The sequence below is a fragment of the Streptomyces sp. SL06 genome (assembly GCF_058244745.1).
The window spans coordinates 2,128,337-2,150,543 of sequence record NZ_JBSYOT010000002.1 but is presented as its reverse complement, the minus strand read 5'-3'; the positions used below and the strand labels follow the sequence as shown (position 1 = coordinate 2,150,543).

17 protein-coding genes are annotated in these 22,207 nt (G+C 71.5%); 7 read left to right on the top strand and 10 right to left on the bottom strand.

All coding sequences use genetic code 11. From position 1 onward, the window contains the following. Window positions 1-41 precede the first annotated feature (41 nt). Entirely contained in the window at window positions 42-1,247 is a 1,206-nt protein-coding gene (locus AC4IHM_RS09560) for an acetate kinase (RefSeq protein ID WP_490866641.1), read from the bottom strand. Continuing rightward, complete coding sequence (gene pta, locus AC4IHM_RS09555; protein WP_490866640.1) at window positions 1,244-3,367, bottom strand: phosphate acetyltransferase; 2,124 nt, start codon at window positions 3,365-3,367, stop codon at window positions 1,244-1,246. The genes AC4IHM_RS09560 and pta overlap by 4 nt, the downstream gene beginning before the upstream one ends. A gap of 198 nt (window positions 3,368-3,565) precedes the next feature. Here pta and AC4IHM_RS09550 point away from each other — a divergent pair, with 198 nt between their 5' ends. Beyond that, window positions 3,566-4,591 carry an ATP-dependent 6-phosphofructokinase gene (locus AC4IHM_RS09550; protein ID WP_490866639.1) on the top strand — a complete coding sequence of 342 codons (1,026 nt, stop codon included), beginning with the start codon at window positions 3,566-3,568 and terminating at the stop codon, window positions 4,589-4,591. 25 nt (window positions 4,592-4,616) lie between these two features. Here AC4IHM_RS09550 and AC4IHM_RS09545 read toward each other — a convergent pair whose 3' ends face one another. Next, complete coding sequence (locus tag AC4IHM_RS09545; protein ID WP_490866638.1) at window positions 4,617-5,330, bottom strand: helix-turn-helix domain-containing protein; 714 nt, start codon at window positions 5,328-5,330, stop codon at window positions 4,617-4,619. 103 nt (window positions 5,331-5,433) lie between these two features. Then, the gene (locus AC4IHM_RS09540) at window positions 5,434-5,562 is read right to left on the bottom strand and encodes a hypothetical protein (protein WP_490866637.1); all 129 of its coding nucleotides are present in this window, start codon (window positions 5,560-5,562) and stop codon (window positions 5,434-5,436) included. A 205-nt stretch (window positions 5,563-5,767) separates the two neighbouring features. Here AC4IHM_RS09540 and AC4IHM_RS09535 point away from each other — a divergent pair, with 205 nt between their 5' ends. Then, window positions 5,768-6,007, top strand: a complete 240-nt coding sequence (locus tag AC4IHM_RS09535; RefSeq protein ID WP_490866636.1) for a hypothetical protein — start codon at window positions 5,768-5,770, stop codon at window positions 6,005-6,007. Window positions 6,008-6,019: 12 nt separating this feature from the next. On the opposite strand, the gene AC4IHM_RS09530 is transcribed toward AC4IHM_RS09535, so the two are convergent. Beyond that, the gene (locus AC4IHM_RS09530; RefSeq protein WP_490866635.1) at window positions 6,020-6,718 is read right to left on the bottom strand and encodes a response regulator; all 699 of its coding nucleotides are present in this window, start codon (window positions 6,716-6,718) and stop codon (window positions 6,020-6,022) included. Between the two features lie 82 nt (window positions 6,719-6,800). Then, window positions 6,801-8,438 (bottom strand): sensor histidine kinase, encoded by a 1,638-nt coding sequence (locus AC4IHM_RS09525; protein WP_490866634.1) that lies wholly within the window; start codon window positions 8,436-8,438, stop codon window positions 6,801-6,803. 154 nt (window positions 8,439-8,592) lie between these two features. On the opposite strand from AC4IHM_RS09525, the gene AC4IHM_RS09520 reads away from it, so the two are divergent. From AC4IHM_RS09520 to AC4IHM_RS09500, 5 genes are all read left to right on the top strand, one after another. After that, complete coding sequence (locus tag AC4IHM_RS09520; protein ID WP_490866633.1) at window positions 8,593-9,987, top strand: cation:dicarboxylate symporter family transporter; 1,395 nt, start codon at window positions 8,593-8,595, stop codon at window positions 9,985-9,987. Window positions 9,988-10,128: 141 nt separating this feature from the next. Continuing rightward, complete coding sequence (locus tag AC4IHM_RS09515) at window positions 10,129-10,557, top strand: MerR family transcriptional regulator (protein ID WP_490866632.1); 429 nt, start codon at window positions 10,129-10,131, stop codon at window positions 10,555-10,557. A 14-nt stretch (window positions 10,558-10,571) separates the two neighbouring features. Further along, complete coding sequence (locus tag AC4IHM_RS09510) at window positions 10,572-10,886, top strand: thioredoxin family protein (RefSeq protein WP_490870794.1); 315 nt, start codon at window positions 10,572-10,574, stop codon at window positions 10,884-10,886. A 169-nt stretch (window positions 10,887-11,055) separates the two neighbouring features. Then, window positions 11,056-13,272, top strand: a complete 2,217-nt coding sequence (locus AC4IHM_RS09505) for a HelD family protein (RefSeq protein WP_490866631.1) — start codon at window positions 11,056-11,058, stop codon at window positions 13,270-13,272. 417 nt (window positions 13,273-13,689) lie between these two features. Then, entirely contained in the window at window positions 13,690-14,379 is a 690-nt protein-coding gene (locus AC4IHM_RS09500) for a siderophore-interacting protein (protein ID WP_490866630.1), read from the top strand. Between the two features lie 15 nt (window positions 14,380-14,394). On the opposite strand, the gene glgB is transcribed toward AC4IHM_RS09500, so the two are convergent. From glgB to AC4IHM_RS09480, 4 genes are all read right to left on the bottom strand, one after another. After that, entirely contained in the window at window positions 14,395-16,743 is a 2,349-nt protein-coding gene (gene glgB / locus AC4IHM_RS09495) for a 1,4-alpha-glucan branching enzyme (protein ID WP_490866629.1), read from the bottom strand. Between the two features lie 40 nt (window positions 16,744-16,783). Then, window positions 16,784-18,178, bottom strand: a complete 1,395-nt coding sequence (locus AC4IHM_RS09490; RefSeq protein ID WP_490866628.1) for a maltokinase N-terminal cap-like domain-containing protein — start codon at window positions 18,176-18,178, stop codon at window positions 16,784-16,786. A 90-nt stretch (window positions 18,179-18,268) separates the two neighbouring features. Continuing rightward, on the bottom strand, window positions 18,269-19,987 hold the full coding sequence (gene treS, locus AC4IHM_RS09485) for a maltose alpha-D-glucosyltransferase (RefSeq protein ID WP_490866627.1): 1,719 nt from the start codon (window positions 19,985-19,987) through the stop codon (window positions 18,269-18,271). Then, on the bottom strand, window positions 19,984-22,011 hold the full coding sequence (locus AC4IHM_RS09480) for an alpha-1,4-glucan--maltose-1-phosphate maltosyltransferase (RefSeq protein WP_490866626.1): 2,028 nt from the start codon (window positions 22,009-22,011) through the stop codon (window positions 19,984-19,986). Before AC4IHM_RS09480 ends, treS begins: the two co-directional genes overlap by 4 nt. Window positions 22,012-22,207 lie beyond the last annotated feature (196 nt).

Genomic DNA, 22,207 nt, shown 5'->3' with positions numbered 1-22,207 from the left:
TCGGTGCTCACAAGAGAATTCCCAGCTGTCCTCGGGTGCCCTCACCTTTCCCTTTCGACCAGGGCGTAGGTCTGTGTCGCGATCTCCATTTCCTCGTCCGTCGGCACCACCGCCACCGCCACCCGCGCGCCCTCCGGCGAGATCAGCCGCGCCCCGGTGCCGCGCGCGGCGTTCAGCTCGCCGTCGATCGTCAGGCCGAACCCCTCAAGGCCCGTCACGGCGGCCTCCCGCACCCGCGCCGAGTTCTCGCCGACCCCGGCCGTGAAGGCCACCACGTCCACATGTCCGAGGACCGCGTAATAGGCGCCGATGTACTTCTTCAGCCGGTGAATGTAGATGTCGAAGGCGAGCCGCGCCCGCTCGTCGCCGGCGTCCACGCGGCGGAGGATCTCCCGCATGTCGTTGTCACCGCACAGGCCGAGCAGACCGCTCCTCTTGTTGAGGAGAGTGTCGACCTCGTCGGCGGACATTTCACCAACACGCATCAAATGGAAGATGACGGCCGGATCCATGTCTCCCGACCGCGTACCCATCACGAGCCCTTCCAAAGGCGTCAGCCCCATGGAGGTGTCCACGCACCGCCCGCCCCGTATAGCCGAGGCGGACGCCCCGTTGCCCAGGTGCAGCACGATGGCGTTCACGTCTTCGGGAGCCCTGCCCAGCAGCCCGGCCGTCTTGCGCAGGACGTACGAGTGCGAGGTGCCGTGGAAGCCGTAGCGCCGGACGCGGTGCGCGTCGGCGGTCGGCACGTCGATCGCGTAGCGGGCCGCGGACTCCGGCATCGTCGTGTGGAAGGCGGTGTCGAAGACGGCGACCTGCGGCAGGTCGGGGCGCAGCGCCTGGGCGGTGCGCAGACCGATGAGGTTGGCCGGGTTGTGCAGCGGGGCGACCGGGATCAGCCGCTCGATCTCGGCGAGCACGTCGTCGTCCACGACGGTCGGCTCGGTGAACCGCAGCCCGCCGTGCACCACGCGGTGGCCGATCGCGGCCAGCTCGGGCGAGTCGAGGCCGAGGCCGTCCCTGGCCAGCTCCGCCGCCACCGCCTTCAGCGCGGCCTCGTGGTCGGGGACGGGCCCGTTCCGCTCACGGGTCTCGCCGCCCGCCGGGGTGTGCCGCAGCCGTGAGGTCTCCTCACCGATCCGTTCGACGAGGCCCACCGCCAGCCGGGCGCTGTCGCGCATGTCGAGCAACTGGTACTTCACCGACGAGGAGCCGGAGTTGAGGACGAGGACGCGGGTTGCGCTCACCTGTGGGACGCCTTCTCACTGGGGGACTGCTGGGCCTGGACCGCCGTGATGGCGACGGTGTTGACGATGTCCTGGACGAGTGCGCCCCGGGACAGGTCGTTGACCGGCTTGCGCAGACCCTGGAGGACCGGGCCCACGGCGATCGCGCCCGCCGAGCGCTGCACGGCCTTGTAGGTGTTGTTGCCGGTGTTCAGGTCGGGGAAGATCAGCACGCTGGCCTGCCCGGCGACCTCCGAGCCCGGCAGCTTCGTCGCGGCAACCGACGGCTCGACCGCGGCGTCGTACTGGATCGGCCCCTCGATCCGGAGGTCCGGGCGGCGCGAGCGGACCAGCTCGGTGGCCTCGCGCACCTTGTCGACGTCCGCGCCCGAACCGGACGTGCCCGTCGAGTACGACAGCATCGCGATCCGCGGATCCACGCCGAACTGGGCCGCCGTGGCCGCCGACTGCGTGGCGATGTCGGCGAGCTGCTCCGCGTCCGGGTCGGGGTTGACCGCGCAGTCGCCGTAGACCAGGACCTTGTCGGCCAGGCACATGAAGAAGACCGACGAGACGATCGACGCCTTCCCGGGGGCCTCGCCCCGCGCGGTGTCGCCGGGCCTGGTCTTGATGATCTCGAAGGCCGGGCGGATGGTCGCCGCGGTGGAGTGCACGGTGCCCGACACCATGCCGTCGGCGAACCCCTCCTCCACCATCAGCGTGCCGAAGTAGTTCACGTCGGCGACCACGTCGTACGCCAGCTCCGCGGTCACGCCCTTGTGGGCGCGCAGGGCGGCGTACTTCTGCGCGAAGGAGTCGCGCAGCTCGGAGACCGCCGGGTCGATCAGCCGCGCCTGGCCGAGGTCGATGCCCAGGTCGGCGGCCTTCTTGCGGATCTGCTCGACCGGACCGAGCAGAGTCAGCTCGCACACGCCCCGGCGCAGCAGCACCTCCGCGGCGTGCAGCACCCGCTCCTCGGTGCCCTCGGGCAGGACGACCCGGCGCAGATCGGAACGGGCCTGTTCGAGCAGCTTGTGCTCGAACATCATCGGCGTGACGCGGTCGCTGCTGGGCGCGGACACCCGCTTGTTCAGCTCGGTGGTGTCGACGTACCGCTCGAACAGGCCGAGGGCGGTCTCCGCCTTGCGCGGGGCGGCCGCGTTGAGCTTGCCCTCCAGGGAGAACAACTGCTCGGCGGTGGGGAAGCTGTTGCCGGGCACCGAGAGCACCGGCGTGCCCGGGGCCAGGCGGGCGGCGAGGGTGAGGATGGCCTCTCCCGGCACCTCGTTCAGGGTCAGCAGGACACCGGCTATCGGCGGGGTGCCGGCGCTGTGCGCGGCCAGCGAGCCGATCACCAGGTCGGCGCGGTCACCGGGGGTGACGACCAGGCAGCCCGGGGTCAGGGCGTGCAGCAGGTTGGGCAGCATGGCCCCGCCGAAGACGAAGTCCAGCGCGTCACGGGCGAGCCCGGAGTCGTCGCCGAGTACCACCTCGGCGCCGAGGGTGTGCGCGATCTGCGAGACGGTCGGCGCGGACAGGGCGGGCTCGTCCGGGACCACCCAGCACGGCACCGGCAGCCTCCCCGTGAGCCGTTCGGCGATCTCGTCCCGGTCCTCGCGGGCGACCCGGTTGGTCACCATGGCCAGGACGTCGCAGCCCAGCCCGTCGTAGGCGCGGAAGGCGTTGCGGGTCTCGGCGAGCACGGACTCCGCGCTCTGCTTGCGGCCGCCCACGACCGGGACGACCGAGGCGCCGAACTCGTTGGCGAGCCGCGCGTTCAGCGACAGCTCGTCCGGGAACTGGGTGTCGGCGAAGTCGGTGCCGAGGACCAGGACGACGTTGTAGTCCCGCGCGACCAGGTGGAACCGGTCGACCAGCGCGGACACCAGCTCGTCCACGCCCTGTTCGGCCTGGAGGGCGGACGCCTCGTGGTAGTCCATGCCGTACACCGTCACCGGGTCCTGCGAGAGCCGGTAGCGGGCGCGCAGCAGCTCGAAGAGCCGGTCGGGCCCGCCGTGGATCAGGGGACGGAAGACACCGACCCGGTCGACCTGCCGAGTCAGGAGTTCCATGACCCCCAGTTCGACGACCTGGCGGCCGTCGCCGCGGTCGATACCGGTCACGTACACGCTGCGCGTCACGCGTGCTCTCCGTTTCGTCTTCATGGGGTGGCGACCGGCGGCAGTTCGTGCGCGAGAATCGCTCACCAGGGCGAGCAGAGCCCTCTTGACAGTACCTCCGGCGGTGTCCAGGACGCCCGTCCGCGTCCGCCGCCGTCCGGGCCGTGAAACAATCGGCTCGGCTCACCGGTGTCGACAGCGAGCAGGAGACAGAGCACGATGCGTATCGGAGTTCTCACCGCAGGCGGCGACTGCCCCGGCCTGAACGCAGTGATCCGGTCGGTCGTGCACCGAGCGGTCGACAACTACGGCGACGAGGTGATCGGCTTCGAGGACGGCTACGCGGGCCTCCTGGACGGCCGTTACCGCTCCCTCGACCTCAATGCCGTCAGCGGCATCCTGGCCCGCGGCGGCACCATCCTCGGCTCCTCCCGGCTGGAGCGCGACCGGCTCCGCGAGGCCTGCGAGAACGCCTCGGACATGATCCAGAACTTCGGCATCGACGCGCTGATCCCGATCGGCGGCGAGGGCACGCTGACGGCCGCCCGGATGCTGTCCGACGCCGGCCTCTCGGTGGTCGGCGTGCCGAAGACCATCGACAACGACATCTCCTCCACCGACCGCACCTTCGGTTTCGACACCGCGGTCGGGGTGGCGACGGAGGCGATGGACCGCCTCAAGACCACCGCCGAGTCCCACCAGCGGGTGATGGTCGTCGAGGTCATGGGCCGGCACGCCGGCTGGATCGCCCTGGAGTCCGGCATGGCCGCGGGCGCCCACGGCATCTGCCTGCCCGAGCGCCCCTTCGACCCGGCCGACCTGGTCAAGATGGTCGAGGAACGCTTCGCCCGCGGCAAGAAGTTCGCCGTCGTCTGCGTCGCCGAGGGCGCCCACCCCGCCGAGGGCACCATGGACTACGGCAAGGGCGCGATCGACAAGTTCGGCCACGAGCGCTTCCAGGGCATCGGCACCGCGCTGGCGTACGAACTGGAGCGCAGGCTCGGCAAGGAGGCCAAGCCGGTCATCCTCGGCCACGTCCAGCGCGGCGGTGTGCCCACCGCGTACGACAGGGTGCTCGCCACCCGCTTCGGCTGGCACGCGGTGGAGGCCGCGCACCGGGGCGACTTCGGGCGGATGACCGCGCTGCGCGGCACGGACGTTGTCATGGTGCCGCTGGCGGAGGCGGTGACGGAGCTGAAGACGGTGCCGAAGGACCGGATGGACGAGGCGGAGTCGGTCTTCTAGCCGTCTGGCGTCTGGCGTCCGTCGGCTACGGATGCCGGTCGACCGTCGCCCAGAAGTGCTCCACGACGCGGTCGAGGAAGTCGCGGCCACCGGCGCCGGGGTCGCTTCCGCCGCCGCTCCAGCCGAGGTTGGCGGCCACGTGGCTCTGGTAGTCCTGGTGCAGTACCTGGAGGACGTTCTCCAGGACCCGCCGGTCCAGCGGGGCCACCTTGGCGATCGGGCGCACATAGCCCTGCCAGCGGGTGGTCACGGCGCTGGACAGCAGGTCGGCGAGCTTGTTCTCGCGCCCGGTGACGGTCACGAAGTCGGGCAGCGAAAGGCCGAGCACCTCGGCGAGCGCGGCCGACTGGCGGTCGGTGCCGTGCCAGCCCTCCGTCTCCTCCATTTGCAGATACACCGGGAGCGCGAGCCCCACGGCACGCGCCACCTCCTCCGGCGCGAGACCCCGGGCGGCACGGTGCTCGCGCAGGGTCTGCGGCCGGCCGATCAGCTCACCGGGCGAGCACCACAGCACCCCGGCGAGCGCGGTCAGCTCCGGGCCCCCGGGGGAGGCCGCTCCCCGCTCCCAGGCGATCACATGGTCCGGGGTGACGTACGGCAGTCCGTACGAGACCCGCATGCCGTGGGCGACGTGCTCGGGCCCCATATTGAGGGCGGCACGCAACCGGCGGGCGGCGAGGGCGTTGAACGGGGGTCCCGACTGGTTCGGGTGGGATGAGGGTCGGCGCACGCGCCACACCGTAGGGGTCCTGGGCCGCGCTGACTACGGGCTGTTCGGCCAGCGATACCGATTGTAGGAACCTACGGGCGGACGAGGACGCGGTCCCACGGCACGCGAAGGCTTACGAGACAGCGGAATCGAGGGCCTTGGCCATGAGGCCGCGTGCAGCCGCCCCGTACACGGCGATCCGGGACAGCTCCGCGAACGCCCGTAGATAGGTGTGGACTTCGCTGGGCGCCGTGATGTTCACCTCGGCCGTCAGTGTCTCAAGGCCCGCCGGTAGACCTGCCGGTGGGCTTCAACGCATGGCTGCTGGACTGTGCGCCGATCGCGGGCTGCGCGACGTGCCAGGACGAATGGCGCAGCCTCAAGGCCGCCGAGGGGGCCGGGGACATCTGGTTGGCCGCCGGTCATGCCACGAAGGTCCGTGACCATGCCGGAGGGCACCGGTGACGATGGACACGCAGACGTACCGGGACGGCCGCAAGGCCGCCGACGACGCGGCGGAGGCCGTCCGGGCCGCCCTGGTCGGGCTGGGCCTGCCGGAACGGGTCTGGGGCAGCGTACGGCCGATGGTCACCCACAGCGGCAAGCCGTACGTGCACCTGGGCATGGTGCGCGCCGAGGCCGCCGAGAGGATCGCGGAAGCCATCAGAGCGTCGGGGCCCCGGCCCGCACCCGCGCCGCTGCCCTGAACACCCCCGCCCCTAACGCCCCTTCTCCACCCCCCGCACCCACCGATACACCAACTCCGGCCGCCCCACCTGCCCGTACAGCGGGCTTCGGTCGGCTCGGCCCGTGTTCACCAGGTGTTCCAGGTAGCGCCGGGCCGTGATGCGGGAGATGCCCACCGTCTCCGCGACGCCGGCCGCCGTGAGGCCCTCCCGTGAGGCGCGCAGGGCGCCCGTCACCCGCTCCAGTGTCGGGCCGCTCAGTCCCTTGGGCAGGGCGGCCGGGCCGGGAGCGCGCAGGGTGGCGAGCGCGCGGTCGACCTCGTCCTGGCCGCTCGCCTCGCCCGCGGTGCCCCGGAACTCCGCGTACCGCACCAGCCGGTCCCGCAGGGTCGCGAAGGTGAACGGCTTCAGCACGTACTGGACGACACCGAGCGACACCCCCTCGCGCACCACCGTCAGATCCCGCGCCGAGGTCACCGCTATCACGTCGGTGTGATGCCCCGCCGCCCGCAGCGAACGGGCCAGTTGGAGCCCGTGCACGTCCGGCAGGTGCAGGTCGAGCAGGAGCAGGTCCACCGGCGTACGGTCCAGCGTGCGCCGCGCCTCCGCCCCCGTGTGCGCCTTGCCGACCGCGACGAACCCCGGCACCCGGCCGACATACATGACGTGCGCGTCGGCGGCGACGGGATCGTCCTCGACGACCAGGACCCGGATCGGCTGCTCCCGCGTCATACGGCGGCCCCCGCGTGTGTCGCCGCGCGAGGGCACCGGAGGGCGTGCCCGCGGCCCGGGACCCGCACCGGCAGTCCCCGCCTCATGAGGCACCCCCGGCGTCCGGGCGGCCCCCGGCGCCGTCCAGCGGCAGCCGCGCCTCGAAGCGGGCGCCGCCGCCCTCGGCCTCCGTCACGGTGAGGGAGCCGCCGTGCCGCCGCACCGCCTGCCGTGCCAGCGCGAGCCCCAGGCCCCGCCCGCCCTCGTCGGCGGGCTTTGTGGAGAAGCCCCGCTGGAAGACCAGGTCGGCATGGTCGGGATCGACCCCGGCGCCGGTGTCCGACACCCGCAGCACCAGCTCCGAGCCGTCCCCGACCGCCCGGGTGTACGCCGCCACCGTCACCCGCGAGGGCACCGCGCCCTGGGCCGCGTCGACCGCGTTGTCCACCAGGTTGCCCAGGATCGTCACCAGGTCCCGGGCGGGCAGGGACGGCGGCAGCAGCCCGTCGTCCAGTCGGCTCTCCTGCGACACCACCAGCTCCACTCCCCGCTCGTTGGCCTGCGCCGTCTTGCCCAGCAGCAGCGCGGCCAGCACCGGCTCGCCCACCGCCGCCACCACCTGGTCGGTGAGCGCCTGCGCCAGCTCCAGTTCGGCCGTCGCGAACTCCACGGCCTCCTCCGCGCGCCCCAGCTCGATCAGCGAGACGACCGTGTGCAGCCGGTTCGCGGCCTCGTGCGCCTGCGAGCGCAACGCCTGGGTGAAGCCGCGCTCCGAGTTCAGCTCGCCGGTCAGCGACTGCAGCTCGGTCACGTCGCGCAGGGTCACCACCGTGCCCCGGTGCTCCCCGCCGGACACCGGCGAGGTGTTCACCACCAGTACCCGTTCCGCCGCCAGGTGCACCTCGTCCACCCGGGGCTCCGACGCCAGCAGCGCCCCGGTCAGCGGCGCCGGCAGCCCGAGATCCGCGACCGAGGCGCCCACCACGTCACCGGACACGCCGAGCAGCTCCCGTCCCCCGTCGTTGATCAGCGCGACCCGGTACTGCCCGTCCAGCATCAGCAGCCCTTCCCGCACCGCGTGCAGCGCCGCCTGATGGTAGTCGTGCATCCGGCTCAGCTCGTCCGCGTTCATGCCGTGCGTGTGCCGGCGCAGCCGCGCGTTGATCACGTACGTGCCCACCGCGCCGAGCAGCAGCGCACCGGCCGCGACCCCCGTCAGCGCCGTCAGCTGCTCCTGCGCCTGCTTGCTGATCTCCTCGACCCTGATTCCGGCGCTGACCAGAGCGACCACCCGCCCGTCGTCGAGGACGGGCGTGACGGCCCGCACCGACGGCCCCAGCGTGCCGGTGTAGGTCTCGGTGAAGGTCTCACCCCGCTGCGCGCGCTCGATGTGCCCCTGGAAGCGATGGCCGATTTGCTTCGGGTCGGGGTGTGTCCAGCGGATCCCCCGCGGATTCATGATCGTCACGAAGTCGATGTCGGTGTCCCGCATGATCCGCACCGCGTACGGCTGGAGCCGCGCGGTCGGCTCCGGGGTGCCGACCGCCTCCAGCACGGACGGCGAGTCGGCGATCGCCAGCGCCACGGACCTGGCCTGCCGCCCGGCCGCCGCCTGGGCCTGCTGGCGGTCGCCGATGTAGGTGAACAGCGCGTTCCCGGCGACGACGACCGCTATCAGCACGGCCTGCATGGCGAAGAGCTGCCCGGCCAGGCTTCGGGGTCTCGGGACGGAAAGGCGCATGCGGCCAGTCTCTCAAGTGGCTGGATTGTGAACTAAATGAACGCAAGGGTGACCGCGCTCACACCGGGCGGGATAGTCACCCCGACCCCGAAACAAACCCCCGGACGTGAGCCGCACGCCGGTGATGCCGACGACGTCGTCAAGGAGGGCCGCCGTGACCAGCAACGCCGCTACGGCACCAGCCGCACCCAAAGCCAAGCGGGACCGCACGCACTATCTCTACATCGCGGTGATCATCGCGGTCGCCCTCGGTATCACCGTCGGTCTCACCGCCCCCGACTTCGCGACCGAACTGAAGCCGCTCGGTACCGGCTTCGTGAACCTGATCAAGATGATGATCTCCCCGATCATCTTCTGCACGATCGTGCTGGGCATCGGCTCGGTCCGCAAGGCCGCCAAGGTCGGCGCGGTCGGCGGTATCGCCCTGGTCTACTTCCTGGTGATGTCGCTGGTGGCCCTCGCCATCGGCCTGATCGTCGGCAACATCCTCGACCCGGGCACGGGCCTCGCGCTCACCGACGCCGTCAAGGAGACCGGTCAGGCGCAGGTCGACGCGGAGGCCAAGAGCACCGTCGACTTCGTGATGGGCATCATCCCGACCACGATCGTCTCCGCGTTCACCGCGGGCGAGGTCCTGCAGACCCTGCTGATCGCCCTGCTCTGCGGCTTCGCCCTGCAAGCCATGGGCTCCGCCGGGCAGCCCGTCCTGCGCGGCATCGAGCACATCCAGCGGCTGGTCTTCCGCGTCCTGGCGATGATCATGTGGGCCGCCCCGGTGGGTGCCTTCGGCGCCATCGCGGCCGTCACCGGCTCGGCCGGCGTCGAGGCGCTCAAGAGCCTGGCCGTGCTGATGTTCGGCTTCTACGTGACCTGCGTCCTCTTCCTCGTCCTGGTGCTCGGCACCCTGCTGCGCCTGGTCTCGGGAGTGAACGTCTTCTCGCTCTTCAAGTACCTGGGCCGCGAGTTCCTGCTGATCCTGTCCACCTCCTCGTCGGAGTCGGCGCTGCCCCGGCTCATCGCGAAGATGGAGCACCTGGGCGTCAGCAAGCCGGTGGTCGGCATCACCGTCCCCACCGGCTACTCCTTCAACCTCGACGGCACCATGATCTACATGACCATGGCCTCGCTGTTCATCGCCGACGCCATGGGCACGCCGATGTCGATCGGCGAGCAGATCCCGCTGCTGCTCTTCCTGCTGGTCGCCTCGAAGGGCGCCGCCGGTGTCTCCGGCGCCGGTCTCGCCACGCTGGCCGGCGGTCTCCAGTCGCACAAGCCCGCCCTGGTGGACGGCGTCGGCCTCATCGTCGGCATCGACCGCTTCATGAGCGAGGCCCGCGCCCTCACCAACTTCGCGGGCAACGCCGTGGCCACGGTGCTGATCGGCACCTGGACCAAGGAGATCGACATGAACCGGGTGGGCGAGGTGCTCGCCGGCCGGGCACCGTTCGACGAGAAGACCCTCCTGGACGAACACCATGGCGCCGACGGCGCCGAGGCCACCGCGGACCTGCCCGAGCAGGGCGGCGAGAAGGAGCTGTCCAGGGCCTGACCCGGGCCCCGCGACGGCCCGCGCACTCCGGGCGGCTGAGCTACTCCCCCCGTCGCTCAGCCGCCCGGTCCCCGGCCCCGCGCACCACGCGCGGGGCTTCTCCTTGCCCTGACGTCCGCGTCAAGGCATACGTTCGGGTCCATGCGAATCGGTGAGCTGGCCGCACGCGCCGGGACCACGACGCGCGCGTTGCGGTACTACGAGTCACGGGGGCTGCTGCCCGCGCGGCGGGACGCCAACGGGCACCGGACCTACGACGAGCGCGACGTGAAGCTGCTGAAGCAGATCAGGACGCTGCGGGACTTCGGGTTCGAACTGGAGGAGACCCGGCCGTTCGTGGAGTGCCTGCGGGCCGGTCACCCCGAGGGCGACTCCTGCCCGGCGTCGCTCGCGGTCTACCGGCGCAAGCTGACGGAGCTGGACGCGCTGATCGGCGAGCTGAACGGGGTACGCGCGACGGTCGCCGACCAACTGGCGCGGGCCGAGTCGGCGCGGGCGGAGCCGGTCACCGAGGCGCTGGTTCCGGGGAGCCCGGAGCCCGTGTGCGAACTGGGAGGGCGAGGACTGTGAGCAGAGCGAGCGATGTGCCGGAGGTGACGGACGCGGATTTCGCGGCGGAGGTGATCGGGGCCCGGCTGCCGGTGCTGGTGGAGTTCACCGCCGACTGGTGCCCGCCGTGCCGGCAGATGGCCCCGGTGCTCGGCGCCCTGGCCGAGGAGACGGGCGACCGGCTCCGGGTGGTGCAGCTGAACGTCGACCGGAATCCGGTGACGACGAATGCCTACAAGGTGCTGTCGATGCCGACCTTCATGGTGTTCCGCGAAGGTGAGCCGGTGAAGTCGATGGTGGGCGCCCGGCCCAGGCGGCGGCTGCTGGAGGAGCTGTCCGACGTGCTGTGACGGCTGCCCGGCGACAAGAAATCCCCCGAGCAATTGCGCTCGGGGGATTTCCTTGCGTATATTCGGTGATTCGTGACTTCAAAAGAATTGAGGTCACAGAGAAGTTCACTGAGCACAGTGTATCCGGGCGGGAGTGGAATTGTCAAACACCGAATTTCCGGACGATGAATTGCGACACGAGCAGGAATTCGTCGACGGACTGTACGCGCGCGTGGACGCGCTGCGCGGCGACGCGGAGGTCTCGGTCACCGAGGCGCTCGCGCAGGGCAACACCCCCCAGCAGGCCCGGCTGGAGCGGGACATCCTGGTCGCCGAGCGCTCCGGGCTGCTCGCCGCGCTCAACGCGGTGGACGGCTCCCTGTGCTTCGGCCGGATCGACCTCGCCTCCGGGGAGGGCCACCACATCGGCCGCATCGGGCTGCGCAGCGACGACGCCGAACGCACCCCGGTCCTGATCGACTGGCGGGCCGACGTCGCCCGTCCCTTCTATCTGGCGACCGGCCACACCCCGATGGGGCTGCGCCGCCGCCGGCACATCGCGAGCGAGGGCCGTACGGTCACCGCCCTGCACGACGAGATCCTCGACCTCGGCGACGAGACCCGCACCGGCCACGAGGACCCGTCGGGCGACGCCGTGCTGCTGGCCGCGCTGAACTCCGCGCGCACCGGCCGCATGGGCGACATCGTGCAGACCATCCAGGCCGACCAGGACCGCGTCATCCGCGCCCCGCACCGCGGCGTGCTGGTCGTCGAGGGCGGCCCCGGCACCGGCAAGACCGCCGTCGCCCTGCACCGCGCCGCCTACCTGCTGTACGAGCACCGCGAGCTGCTCGCCAAGCGCGCCGTCCTCGTCGTCGGCCCCAACCCCGCCTTCCTCGGCTACATCGGCGAGGTGCTGCCCTCGCTGGGCGAGACGGGCGTGCTCCTTTCCACGGTCGGCGAGCTGTTCCCGGGCGTGAAGGCCACGGCCGCGGACCCGCCCGAGGCGGCGGCGGTCAAGGGCCGGGCCGGTATGGCCGACGTGCTCGCCGAGGTGGTCCGCGACCGGCAGGCGCTGCCCGACCCGGTGATCGCGATCGAGCACGACCGCGAGGTCCTCATGCTGGACGACGACCTGGTCAACGTCGCCCGCGAGCGCACCCGCGCCGCGAAGCTGCCGCACAACGCGGCCCGCGAGCACTTCGAGGGCCACATCCTCAACACCCTCACCGACATGGTCGCCGAGCGCATCGGCACCGACCCCTACGACGGCGGCAACCTCCTCGACCCCAGCGACATCACCCAGATCCGCGACGAACTCGCCGAGAACCCCGAGGTCTGGTCGGCCATCGAGCAGCTGTGGCCCCGGCTGACCCCGCGCCGCCTGGTCGCCGACTTCCTCGCCGCCCCCGAGGCCTTCCTGCCCGCGGCGGACGCCGCCGCCGTCCGCCGCCCGGTCACCCGGCGCTGGACCGTGGCCGACGTGCCCCTGCTGGACGAGGCGGCCGAGATGCTCGGCGTGGACGACCGGATCGCCCGTTCCCGCGCCGAACGCGAGCGGGCGGAGCAGATCGCCTACGCGCAGGGCGTGCTCGACGTGTCGTACGCGTCGCGGACCTACGAGTTCGAGGACAGGGACGAGGAGGACGCGGAGGTGCTGTCGGCGCACGACATCATCGACGCCGAGCGGTTCGCCGAACGCCAGGAGGAGGACGACCACCGCAGTGCCGCCGAGCGCGCCGCCGCCGACCGCACCTGGGCGTTCGGGCACATCATCGTGGACGAGGCGCAGGAGCTGTCCCCGATGGCCTGGCGCCTGCTGATGCGGCGCTGCCCGACCCGTTCGATGACCCTGGTCGGCGACCCGGCGCAGACCGCGGAGGCGGCCGGTGTCGGCTCCTGGTCCAAGATCCTCGCCCCCTATGTCGAGGACCGCTGGAAGCACACCCGCCTGGGCGTCAACTACCGCACCCCGGCCGAGATCATGGACGTGGCGGCGGCCGTCGTCCGTGCCGTCGACCCCGGCTTCGAGCCGCCGAGTTCGGTCCGCTCCACGGGCGTACGCCCCTGGATCCGCGCCACCGCCGACCTCCCCTCCGCCGTCGCCGAGGCCGTCCGGGAACTGACCCCCGAGGAGGGCCGCCTCGCCGTCATCGCCCCGCGCGAACTGCACCGGGCGCTCGCGGCCCGCCTGGACGACGTGCCGGCGGACACCGAGCCGGACCTGACCCACCGCGTCGTCCTGCTCGACCCCCGCCAGTCCAAGGGCCTGGAGTTCGACTCCGTCCTGGTCGTCGAACCCGGCAGCTACGGCACCAGCGACCTGTACGTCGCCCTCACCCGGGCCACCCAACGACTGGGGGTACTGCACACGGGGCCGCTGCCGAAGGGGCTGGTGGACGCGTAGGCCGCCGAGGACTGCAAAGCCCGGCACGCGGTCGGGTGCGGGATCGGCAGGCTCGGGTGGCACCGTGCCGTCGTCACCCGGTACGACGAGGTCGCCGTCCGCTGCGAAGCGACCGTGCCGGCCACAGCCGTCAACGAGTGGCTGTGACCAGCGCTGTCGCAACAGGCCCCAGGGCAGCGCGAGTTGGCGGAGCCCGGCCGCCCGCGACCGGGCCCCCGACTCGCAGGAGAGACATGAACAGGATCGCTCACGAGTCGGCCAACTGATCGCGGCGCCAGAGGAGTTCGGTGCGTAGCCGAACGCGGGCACGCGCGAAGACGAGTACTATCGCGTTTCGAAAGAAACGCGTTAGTATCGCGTTCGGTTCGATGCCGGTCTTCGGTGCCCCACCGCATCGACGAGTTTCCGAGGAGTCCCATGGCTGCCCTGCTCTCCCCCCTCCTGGACCTGCTGACGCTTCAGGGCACGGTCACCGGGACCGAGGCTGTCGCCGCCCGATTCCGTCGCCTGCGCATCGAGGGCGAGGCCCTGTCCGGGCTGACCGTCCGGCCCGGACAGCAGGTGAGGGTCCTGGTCGGCGACGGGCTGACTCTGCGCACGTACTCGATCTGGCGCTACGACCCGGAGGGCGCCGTCGAGTTGCGCGTACTGGGTCACCCCGGGGGCGGCCCCGGAGCACGGTGGGGGAGCGGCGCCGCGGTCGGCGACCGGGTCCGAATGCGCAAGCCGGAAGGGACGTTCGTGCTGCGGCCCGACGCCGCGCACCACGTGTTCGTCGGGGAGGAGACGGCGTCGGTCGCCTTCGGCGCGATGCTGGGCGCACTGCCCGACGGGGCGCGCGTCTCCGGCTGCATCGAAACGGAGACGGCTGCCGACCGGCTCCCCCTGCCGTACTCGGACCGCCTCGACTGGATCACCAGGAGTGGCACCTCGCTCCCGGACGCGGTGCGACGCCTCGCCCCCGAGCCGGGCGGGATCGCGTACGTCGCCGGAGAGGCGCGGACCGTGCAGCACGTGCGGCAGGTGCTCGTGCGAGAGGCCGGCTGGGACCGACGGGCGGTACTCACCAAGCCGTTCTGGGCACCGGGCAAGCGCGGGCTGGAGTAGGGCACACAGGCGCCCCTAGGCCGGGCGCAGCCACACCGTGGCCAGGGGTGGCAGGGTGAGGCGGATGCTTGCCGGGCGGCCGTGCCAGGGGTGGGGGTCCGGCTTGAGTGGGTCGGGGTTGCGCACGTCGCCGCCGCCGTAGCGGGCGGTGTCGGTGTTGAGGGCCTCGTGCCAGGCCGGGATCTCGTCGGGGACGCCGAGGCGGTAGTCGGGGCGGACCACGGGGGCGAAGTTCGACACCGCGAGCAGCGGGGTGCCGTCGGCGTCCAGCCGCAGGAAGGCGAGCACATTGTCCTCGGCGGCGTCCCCGACCACCCAGGCGAACCCGGAGGGGTGGGTGTCGCGCTGCCACAGCGCGGGCGTGGCCCGGTAGACGGTGTTCAGGTCCCGCACCAGATCGCGTACGCCCCGGTGGTCCGCCGCCGCCCCGTACCCCGGGTCGAGCAGCCACCAGTCCGGGCCGTGCGCCTCGGACCACTCCGCGCCCTGCGCGAACTCCTGGCCCATGAAGAGCAGTTGCTTGCCGGGATGGGCCCACATGAAGCCCAGGTAGGCCCGCTCGTTCGCGCGCTGCTGCCACCAGTCGCCCGGCATCTTGGACACCAGCGACTTCTTGCCGTGCACCACCTCGTCGTGGGAGATCGGCAGCACGTAGTTCTCGCTGTACGCGTACACCATCGAGAAGGTCATCTCCCCGTGGTGGTACCCGCGGTGCACCGGGTCGTGGCTCATGTACTGGAGCGTGTCGTGCATCCAGCCCATGTTCCACTTCAGCCCGAACCCGAGCCCGCCGAAACCGCTCGGCCCCTCGTGGTCGGTGGCCCGGGTCACGCCGTCCCAGGCCGTCGACTCCTCGGCGACGGTCACGACCCCCGGCACCCGCCGGTACACCGTCGCGTTCATCTCCTGGAGGAAGGCCACCGCGTCCAGGTTCTCCCGGCCGCCGCGCTCGTTCGGCTTCCACTGGCCCGGCTCGCGCGAGTAGTCCAGGTAGAGCATCGAGGCGACCGCGTCGACCCGCAGCCCGTCGATGTGGAACTCCTCGCACCAGTACACCGCGTTCGCCACCAGGAAGTTGCGCACCTCCCGGCGCCCGAAGTCGAACTCCAGCGTCCCCCAGTCCGGGTGCGCGGCCCGCAGCGGATCGGAGTGCTCGTACAGGGGCCGCCCGTCGAACTCGGCCAGCGCCCAGTCGTCGCGCGGGAAGTGCGCGGGCACCCAGTCCATCAGGACGCCGATCCCGGCCCGGTGCAGCCGGTCCACCAGGTACTTGAAGTCGTCGGGCTCGCCGAGCCGGGCCGTGGGCGCGTAGAAGCCGGTGACCTGGTAGCCCCAGGAGCCGCCGAAGGGGTGCTCCGCGACCGGCATCAGCTCGACGTGCGTGAAGCCGAGGTCCTTGACGTACGCCGGTAGCTGCTCGGCCAGTTGACGGTACGTCAGCCCTGGGCGCCAGGACGCCGGATGGACCTCGTACACCGACATCGGCGCCTCGTGCGCGGGCACCTCGGCGCGGCGGGCCAGCCACTCCTCGTCGCCCCACGTGTAGTCCGAGGCGTGCACCACGGAGGACGTGGCCGGCGGCACCTCCGTGCGGCGGGCCAGCGGGTCCGCGCGGAACGTGCGCGAGCCGTCGGGCCGGGTGATCTCGAACTTGTACAGCTCGCCCGCGCCCAGGCCGGGCAGGAACAGCTCCCACACGCCGGTGGAGCCGAGCGAGCGCATCGCGTGACCGGCGCCGTCCCAGAAGTTGAAGCCGCCGGCCACCCGGACCCCGCGCGCGTTCGGCGCCCACACCGCGAAGCGGGTGCCCGCGACCCCCTCGTGGACCGTCGGATGCGCGCCGAGCGCCTGCCACAGCTGCTCGTGCCGGCCCTCGCCGATCAGATGCAGGTCCAGCTCGCCCAGCGTGGGCAGGAAGCGGTACGGGTCCTCGGCCTCCTGGACCGTCCCCTCGTAGGCCACCAGGAGACGGTGGACGGGGACCTCGCGGAGCGGCACCAGCCCGGAGAAGAACCCGTCCCCGTCGTTGTGCAGCTCGACCCGCAGCTTCCCGGACAGGACGGTCACCGCCAGGGCGTACGGCTTGAAGGCACGGAAGGCGACTCCGCCGGGCACCCGGTGGGCGCCGAGCACGGAGTGGGGGTCGTGGTGCGTGCCGGCGAGCAGCCGCTCCCGGTCGCCGGCGTCCAGGGCGGGGGAGACGGCGACCTCGGCGGACGGGGCGGTCGCCGCACCTGTTACGGCCTCTTCCGCGACGGCCTTCTCCGCGACGGCCTTCTCCGCGACGGCCTTCTTCCCGGCCTTGGCGGCCTTCGCCGCCTTCTTCGCGGCCGTCTTCCTGCCTGCCGTCTTCTTTCCGGTCACGGGTGGAGCCTCCAGGGCGAAGGGGGATCGGAAGGGGAGGTCATTCCGGCTCGGGCGCGGACAGGCGGCGCACCGCGGACAGGGGCACCGGAAGCCAGTCGGGACGGTGCCGGGCCTCGTAGAGCACCTCGTAGACCGCCTTGTCCGTCTCGTAGGCGCGCAGCAGCACCGGGTCGGTGCGCGGGTCGTGGCCGCCGGCCTCCGCGTACCCGGTGCAGTAGGCGGCCCGGCAGGCGCCGGCCCAGCCCGGCACCGGGACCTCGGCCGAGTGCGCTGCGTAGTCGAAGGAGCGCAGCATCCCCGCGACATCCCGCACCGGCGGCTGCGGCATCCGCCGCTCGGCCAGGGGTTTCGCGGGCTCCCCCTCGAAGTCGATCAGCGACCACTGTCCGTCCGGGGAGCGCAGGCACTGACCGAGGTGCAGATCGCCGTGGACACGCTGCGCGGTCCAGGTACGGCCCTCGGCGGCCAGGTCGCCCAGCGCCGTGAACGCCGTGCGCAGCGCGGGCGCGTACGGCCGCAGCAGGGGAACCGCCTGGGCGGCCTCCTCCAGCCGCTCGATCATGCCGTCGGCGAGCCGCCGCACCTGGCCGTGGCCGAGCGTGACCGTCGGCAGCGCACGGGCCAGCGCGGTGTGCACCTCGGCGGTGGCCCGGCCCAGCGCCCGCGCCTCGGTGACGAAGTCCTCGCCCTTGGCCAGCTCGCGCAGGGCCAGCTCCCAGCCGTCGGTCGCGCCCTGCACATACGGCTGGAGCACCCCCAGCACCCAGGACCGGCCGTTCAGATCGGCCACCATCCACGCGGCCGGTGCCGGTACCCGGGCGCAGCCCTCGCGGGCCAGCGCGAGCGGCAGCTCAAGGTCGGGGTTGACACCGGGCACGATCCGCCGCAGCACCTTGAGAATAAACGTATCTCCATATACGACCGACGAGTTCGACTGCTCGGCGGTCATCAGCCTCGGCACCAGGCCGGTGCGTATCTCCTGGTCCCGTTCCCGCTCGAAGCGGAGCCCGCCGATGCGCTCCCGGTCGCGCAGGGCCTCCAGGAGCACCTCGGCGGGCCGGGTGTCGTGCAGGGCGTCGTAGGCGGTGCGGCCGGCCAGCGGGCCCTCGGTGATGTGTCCGATCAGCGCGGGCGCCAGCCGGGGCGGCAGCGCCTCGCGCGTGCCTATGAGGAGCTGGTAGCAGTCGCCGGGCTCCTCGGCCGCGCCCGGGGCCGGCCCGAGCGGCTGGTGGGCGCGCACCAGCAGGTGGTGGAGGCCGAGGCGGGCGTCGGCGGGGAGCAGTTCGGTGGCGGCGACCAGCGAGAAACCGCTGACCGGGCGGCCCTTGCCCGCGAACCAGCGCTGGCGCGGCAACCAGTCCCGCAGCAGTGGATCAAGCGACGCAAGGAGGCCTGGCGGGCTCGGGACGGTGCGTATGACGGTTTCCGACATGGCGTCGCGTCCTTTCCCCGGGTCGTCGGGGTGTTACTGATGCGTGCCCCGGGCGGGCCGGTGGAAACCGCCCCCGCCCGGGGGCTCGGCCTAGACGGCGTCCTCGCGGAGCCGGAACCAGTAGAAGCCGTGCCCGCCGAGGGTCAGCAGATACGGCAGTGCGCCCACCGCCGGGAAGCGGACTCCGCCGAACAGCTCGACCGGGTGGCGTCCCTCGAAGGCGCTCAGATCGAGTTCGGTGGGCTGTGCGAACCGGGAGAAGTTGTGGACGCACAGCACCAGGTCGTCCTCCTTCTCCCGGTTCGGGGGCGCCTCCCGCAGGAAGGCGAGGACGGCGGGGTTGGAGGACGGCAGTTCGGTGTAGGTGCCGAGGCCGAAGGCGGGGTTCTGCTTGCGGATCTCGATCATGCGGCGGGTCCAGTGCAGCAGGGAGGAGGGCGAGGCCATGGAGGCCTCGACGTTGGTCACCTGGTAGCCGTGGACCGGGTCCATGATGGTCGGCAGGTAGAGCCGCCCGGGGTCGCAGGACGAGAAGCCGGCGTTGCGGTCGGGTGTCCACTGCATCGGTGTGCGCACCGCGTCGCGGTCGCCGAGCCAGATGTTGTCGCCCATGCCGATCTCGTCGCCGTAGTAGAGGATCGGTGAGCCGGGCAGGGACAGCAGCAGGGCGGTGAACAGTTCGATCTGGTCGCGGTCGTTGTCCAGGAGGGGGGCCAGGCGGCGGCGGATGCCGATGTTGGCGCGCATGCGCGGGTCCTTGGCGTACTCCGCGTACATGTAGTCGCGTTCCTCGTCGGTGACCATTTCGAGGGTCAGCTCGTCGTGGTTGCGCAGGAAGATGCCCCACTGGCAGCCGGAGGGGATGGCGGGGGTCTTGGCCAGGATCTCCGAGACCGGGTAGCGGGACTCGCGGCGCACCGCCATGAAGATGCGGGGCATGACCGGGAAGTGGAAGGCCATGTGGCACTCGTCGCCGCCGGAGGCGTAGTCGCCGAAGTAGTCGACAACGTCCTCCGGCCACTGGTTCGCCTCCGCCAGCACCACCGTGTCCGGATACTGCGCGTCTATCTCCTTGCGCACCCGCTTCAGGAAGGCGTGCGTGGCCGGAAGGTTCTCGCAGTTGGTGCCCTCCTCCTGGTAGAGGTACGGCACCGCGTCCAGCCGGAACCCGTCGATGCCCAGGTCCAGCCAGAACTTCAGTGCGGAGATCATCTCCTCCTGCACGGTCGGGTTCTCGTAGTTGAGGTCGGGCTGGTGGGAGAAGAAGCGGTGCCAGTAGTACTGCTTGCGGACCGGGTCGTAGGTCCAGTTGGAGGCCTCGGTGTCGACGAAGATGATGCGGGCGTCGGCGTACTGGGTGTCGTCGTCGGCCCAGACGTAGTAGTCGCCGTAGGGGCCTTCGGGGTTTCCGCGGGACTCCTGGAACCACGGGTGCTGGTCGCTGGTGTGGTTCATGACGAAGTCGATGATCACGCGCATGCCGCGCTGGTGGGCGGCGTCGACGAACTCGACGAAGTCGGCCAGGTCGCCGAACTCGGGGAGTACGGCGGTGTAGTCGGAGACGTTGTAGCCGCCGTCCTTGAGGGGCGACTTGAAGAAGGGCGGGAGCCAGAGGCAGTCCACACCCAGCCATTGCAGGTAGTCCAGCTTGGCGGTGAGCCCCTTGAGGTCGCCTATGCCGTCGCCGTTGCTGTCCTGGAAGGAACGGACGAGGACCTCGTAGAAGACGGCTCGCTTGAACCAGTCGGGGTCGCGGTCCTTGGCCGGTGTGTCCTCGAAGGTGTCCGGCACGGGTTCGTTCACGGTCATGAGGTGGGTGACCCTCCGATCTGCGGGTTGGACGGTCGCAGCACCGTGCAGATGTGCGCGGGCGTCCGGCCCGGCTCCAGGCGCACGTAGTTGGCCCTGCCCCAGTGGTAGGTCTCACCGGTCAGCTCGTCGCGCACCGGCACCGAGTCGTGCCAGTCCAGGCCGAGTTGCGGCATGTCCAACGAGACCGTCGCCTCCTGGGTGTGATGGGGGTCGAGGTTGGCGACCACCACGACCGTGTTCGCTCCCCGCCGCTTCGAGTAGGCGATCACCTCCTCCTTGTCCGTGGGATGGAAGTGCAGATCGCGCAACTGCCGCAGGGCCGGGCTCTTGCGCCGGATGGTGTTGAGGCGGGTGATGAGGGGGGCGATGGTGCGGTGCTCGCGGGCTGCGGCGGCCCAGTCGCGGGGTTTGAGCTGGTATTTCTCCGAGTCGAGGTATTCCTCGCTGCCTTCGCGCAGGGGGGTGTTCTCGCAGAGTTCGTAGCCGCTGTAGATGCCCCAGGTGGGGGAGAGGGTGGCGGCGAGGACGGCGCGGACCTCGAAGGCGGGGCGGCCGCCGTGCTGGAGGTAGGCGTGCAGGATGTCGGGGGTGTTGGTGAAGAGGTTGGGGCGCATGTAGGCGGCGGCGTCCCCGGTGAGTTCGGTGAGGTATTCGGTGAGTTCCTCTTTGGTGGTGCGCCAGGTGAAGTAGGTGTAGGACTGCTGGAAGCCGATCTGGGCGAGGGTGTGCATCATCGCGGGGCGGGTGAAGGCCTCGGCGAGGAAGATGATGTCGGGGTCGGTGGTGTTGATCTCGCCGATGACGCGTTCCCAGAAGGCGACGGGTTTGGTGTGGGGGTTGTCGACGCGGAAGATGCGTACGCCGTGGTCCATCCAGAAGCGCAGGATGCGCAGGGTTTCGGTGAGGAGGCCTTCGGGGTCGGTGTCGAAGGCGATGGGGTAGATGTCCTGGTATTTCTTGGGCGGGTTCTCGGCGTGGGCGATGGTGCCGTCGGGGCGGTGGTGGAACCAGTCGGGGTGTTTGTGGACCCAGGGGTGGTCGGGGGAGCACTGGAGGGCGAGGTCGAGGGCGATTTCCAGGCCGAGGCGGCGGGCCCGGCCGACGAAGTGGTCGAAGTCGTCGAGGGTGCCGAGGGCGGGGTGGAGGGTGTCGTGGCCGCCTTCGGGGGAGCCGATGGCCCAGGGGACGCCAACGTCGTCGGGGGTGGCGGTGAGGGTGTTGTTGCGGCCTTTGCGGTGGGTGGTGCCGATGGGGTGGACGGGGGGCAGGTAGACCACGTCGAAGCCCATGGCGGCGATGGCGGGCAGGCGGCGGGCGGCGGTGCGGAAGGTGCCGTGGGGCTGCTGGGGGGTGCCCTCGGAGCGGGGGAAGAACTCGTACCAGGCGCCGTAGAGGGCGCGTTCCCGCTCGACGAGCAGGGGCAGCGGGTCGGAGGTGGTGACCAGCTCCCGCAGCGGATGGCGGGCCAGCACCCCGGCCACCTCCGGCGTCAGCCCCGCCGCCAGCCGCGACGCCACCGGCAGCGCCTCGTCCCGCAGCGCGCCGACGGCGGCCGACAGCACCGCCCGGTCCCGGCCGCCGGGCACGTCCGCGGCGGCGCGCTCGTACAGCCGGGCGCCCTCCGCGAGGACCAGGTCCACGTCGATCCCCGCCGGGACCTTGATCCGGGCGTGGTGCCGCCAGGTGGCGACCGGATCGCTCCAGGCCTCCACGGTGTACGACCACAGTCCCGGCTCGCCCGCGGTGACGGTGGCCCCCCAGCGGTCGCTGCCGGGGGCCAGCTCCCGCATCGGCGTCCAGGGCCCCGGCCGGCCCCGCGGGTCTCTCAGGACCACATTGGCGGCCACCGCGTCGTGCCCCTCGCGGAACACCGTGGCGGAGACCTCGAAGGACTCTCCGGTGACGGCTTTGGCCGGTCTGCGTCCCTGCCGGACCAGCGGGCGGACGTCCAGGACGGGGATGCGTCCGACGACGGTGGTGCCGTCCGCGACGGATGCTGACGAGTGGTGTGTGGTGGGCATGACCGCTCCTGTCCGCGACAACGTGGGTGGGCGGATGACTCTGGGGAGGCGGATGTGTGCGATGTGTGTACCGCAGGAGCCTTCCCACACTCTTCTGGTGGGCAATCCGGCACTTCGTTAACTACTCGCGCGTATGTCGACACACGCGACGGGCCCTGACCGAACGCCTTCCCGCATGCCGCTTCCGCAATCAGCG

What these genes read in the sequence shown, in the direction of transcription:
- treS (WP_490866627.1), bottom strand. Translation starts at nt 19,987, where the DNA reads ATGACCGTGAACGAACCCGTGCCGGACACCTTCGAGGACACACCGGCC.
- AC4IHM_RS09530 (WP_490866635.1), bottom strand. Translation starts at nt 6,718, where the DNA reads ATGACGCGGGAGCAGCCGATCCGGGTCCTGGTCGTCGAGGACGATCCC.
- AC4IHM_RS09550 (WP_490866639.1), top strand. Translation starts at nt 3,566, where the DNA reads ATGCGTATCGGAGTTCTCACCGCAGGCGGCGACTGCCCCGGCCTGAAC.
- AC4IHM_RS09535 (WP_490866636.1), top strand. Translation starts at nt 5,768, where the DNA reads ATGGACACGCAGACGTACCGGGACGGCCGCAAGGCCGCCGACGACGCG.
- AC4IHM_RS09515 (WP_490866632.1), top strand. Translation starts at nt 10,129, where the DNA reads ATGCGAATCGGTGAGCTGGCCGCACGCGCCGGGACCACGACGCGCGCG.
- AC4IHM_RS09490 (WP_490866628.1), bottom strand. Translation starts at nt 18,178, where the DNA reads ATGTCGGAAACCGTCATACGCACCGTCCCGAGCCCGCCAGGCCTCCTT.
- AC4IHM_RS09525 (WP_490866634.1), bottom strand. Translation starts at nt 8,438, where the DNA reads ATGCGCCTTTCCGTCCCGAGACCCCGAAGCCTGGCCGGGCAGCTCTTC.
- AC4IHM_RS09480 (WP_490866626.1), bottom strand. Translation starts at nt 22,011, where the DNA reads ATGCCCACCACACACCACTCGTCAGCATCCGTCGCGGACGGCACCACC.
- AC4IHM_RS09500 (WP_490866630.1), top strand. Translation starts at nt 13,690, where the DNA reads ATGGCTGCCCTGCTCTCCCCCCTCCTGGACCTGCTGACGCTTCAGGGC.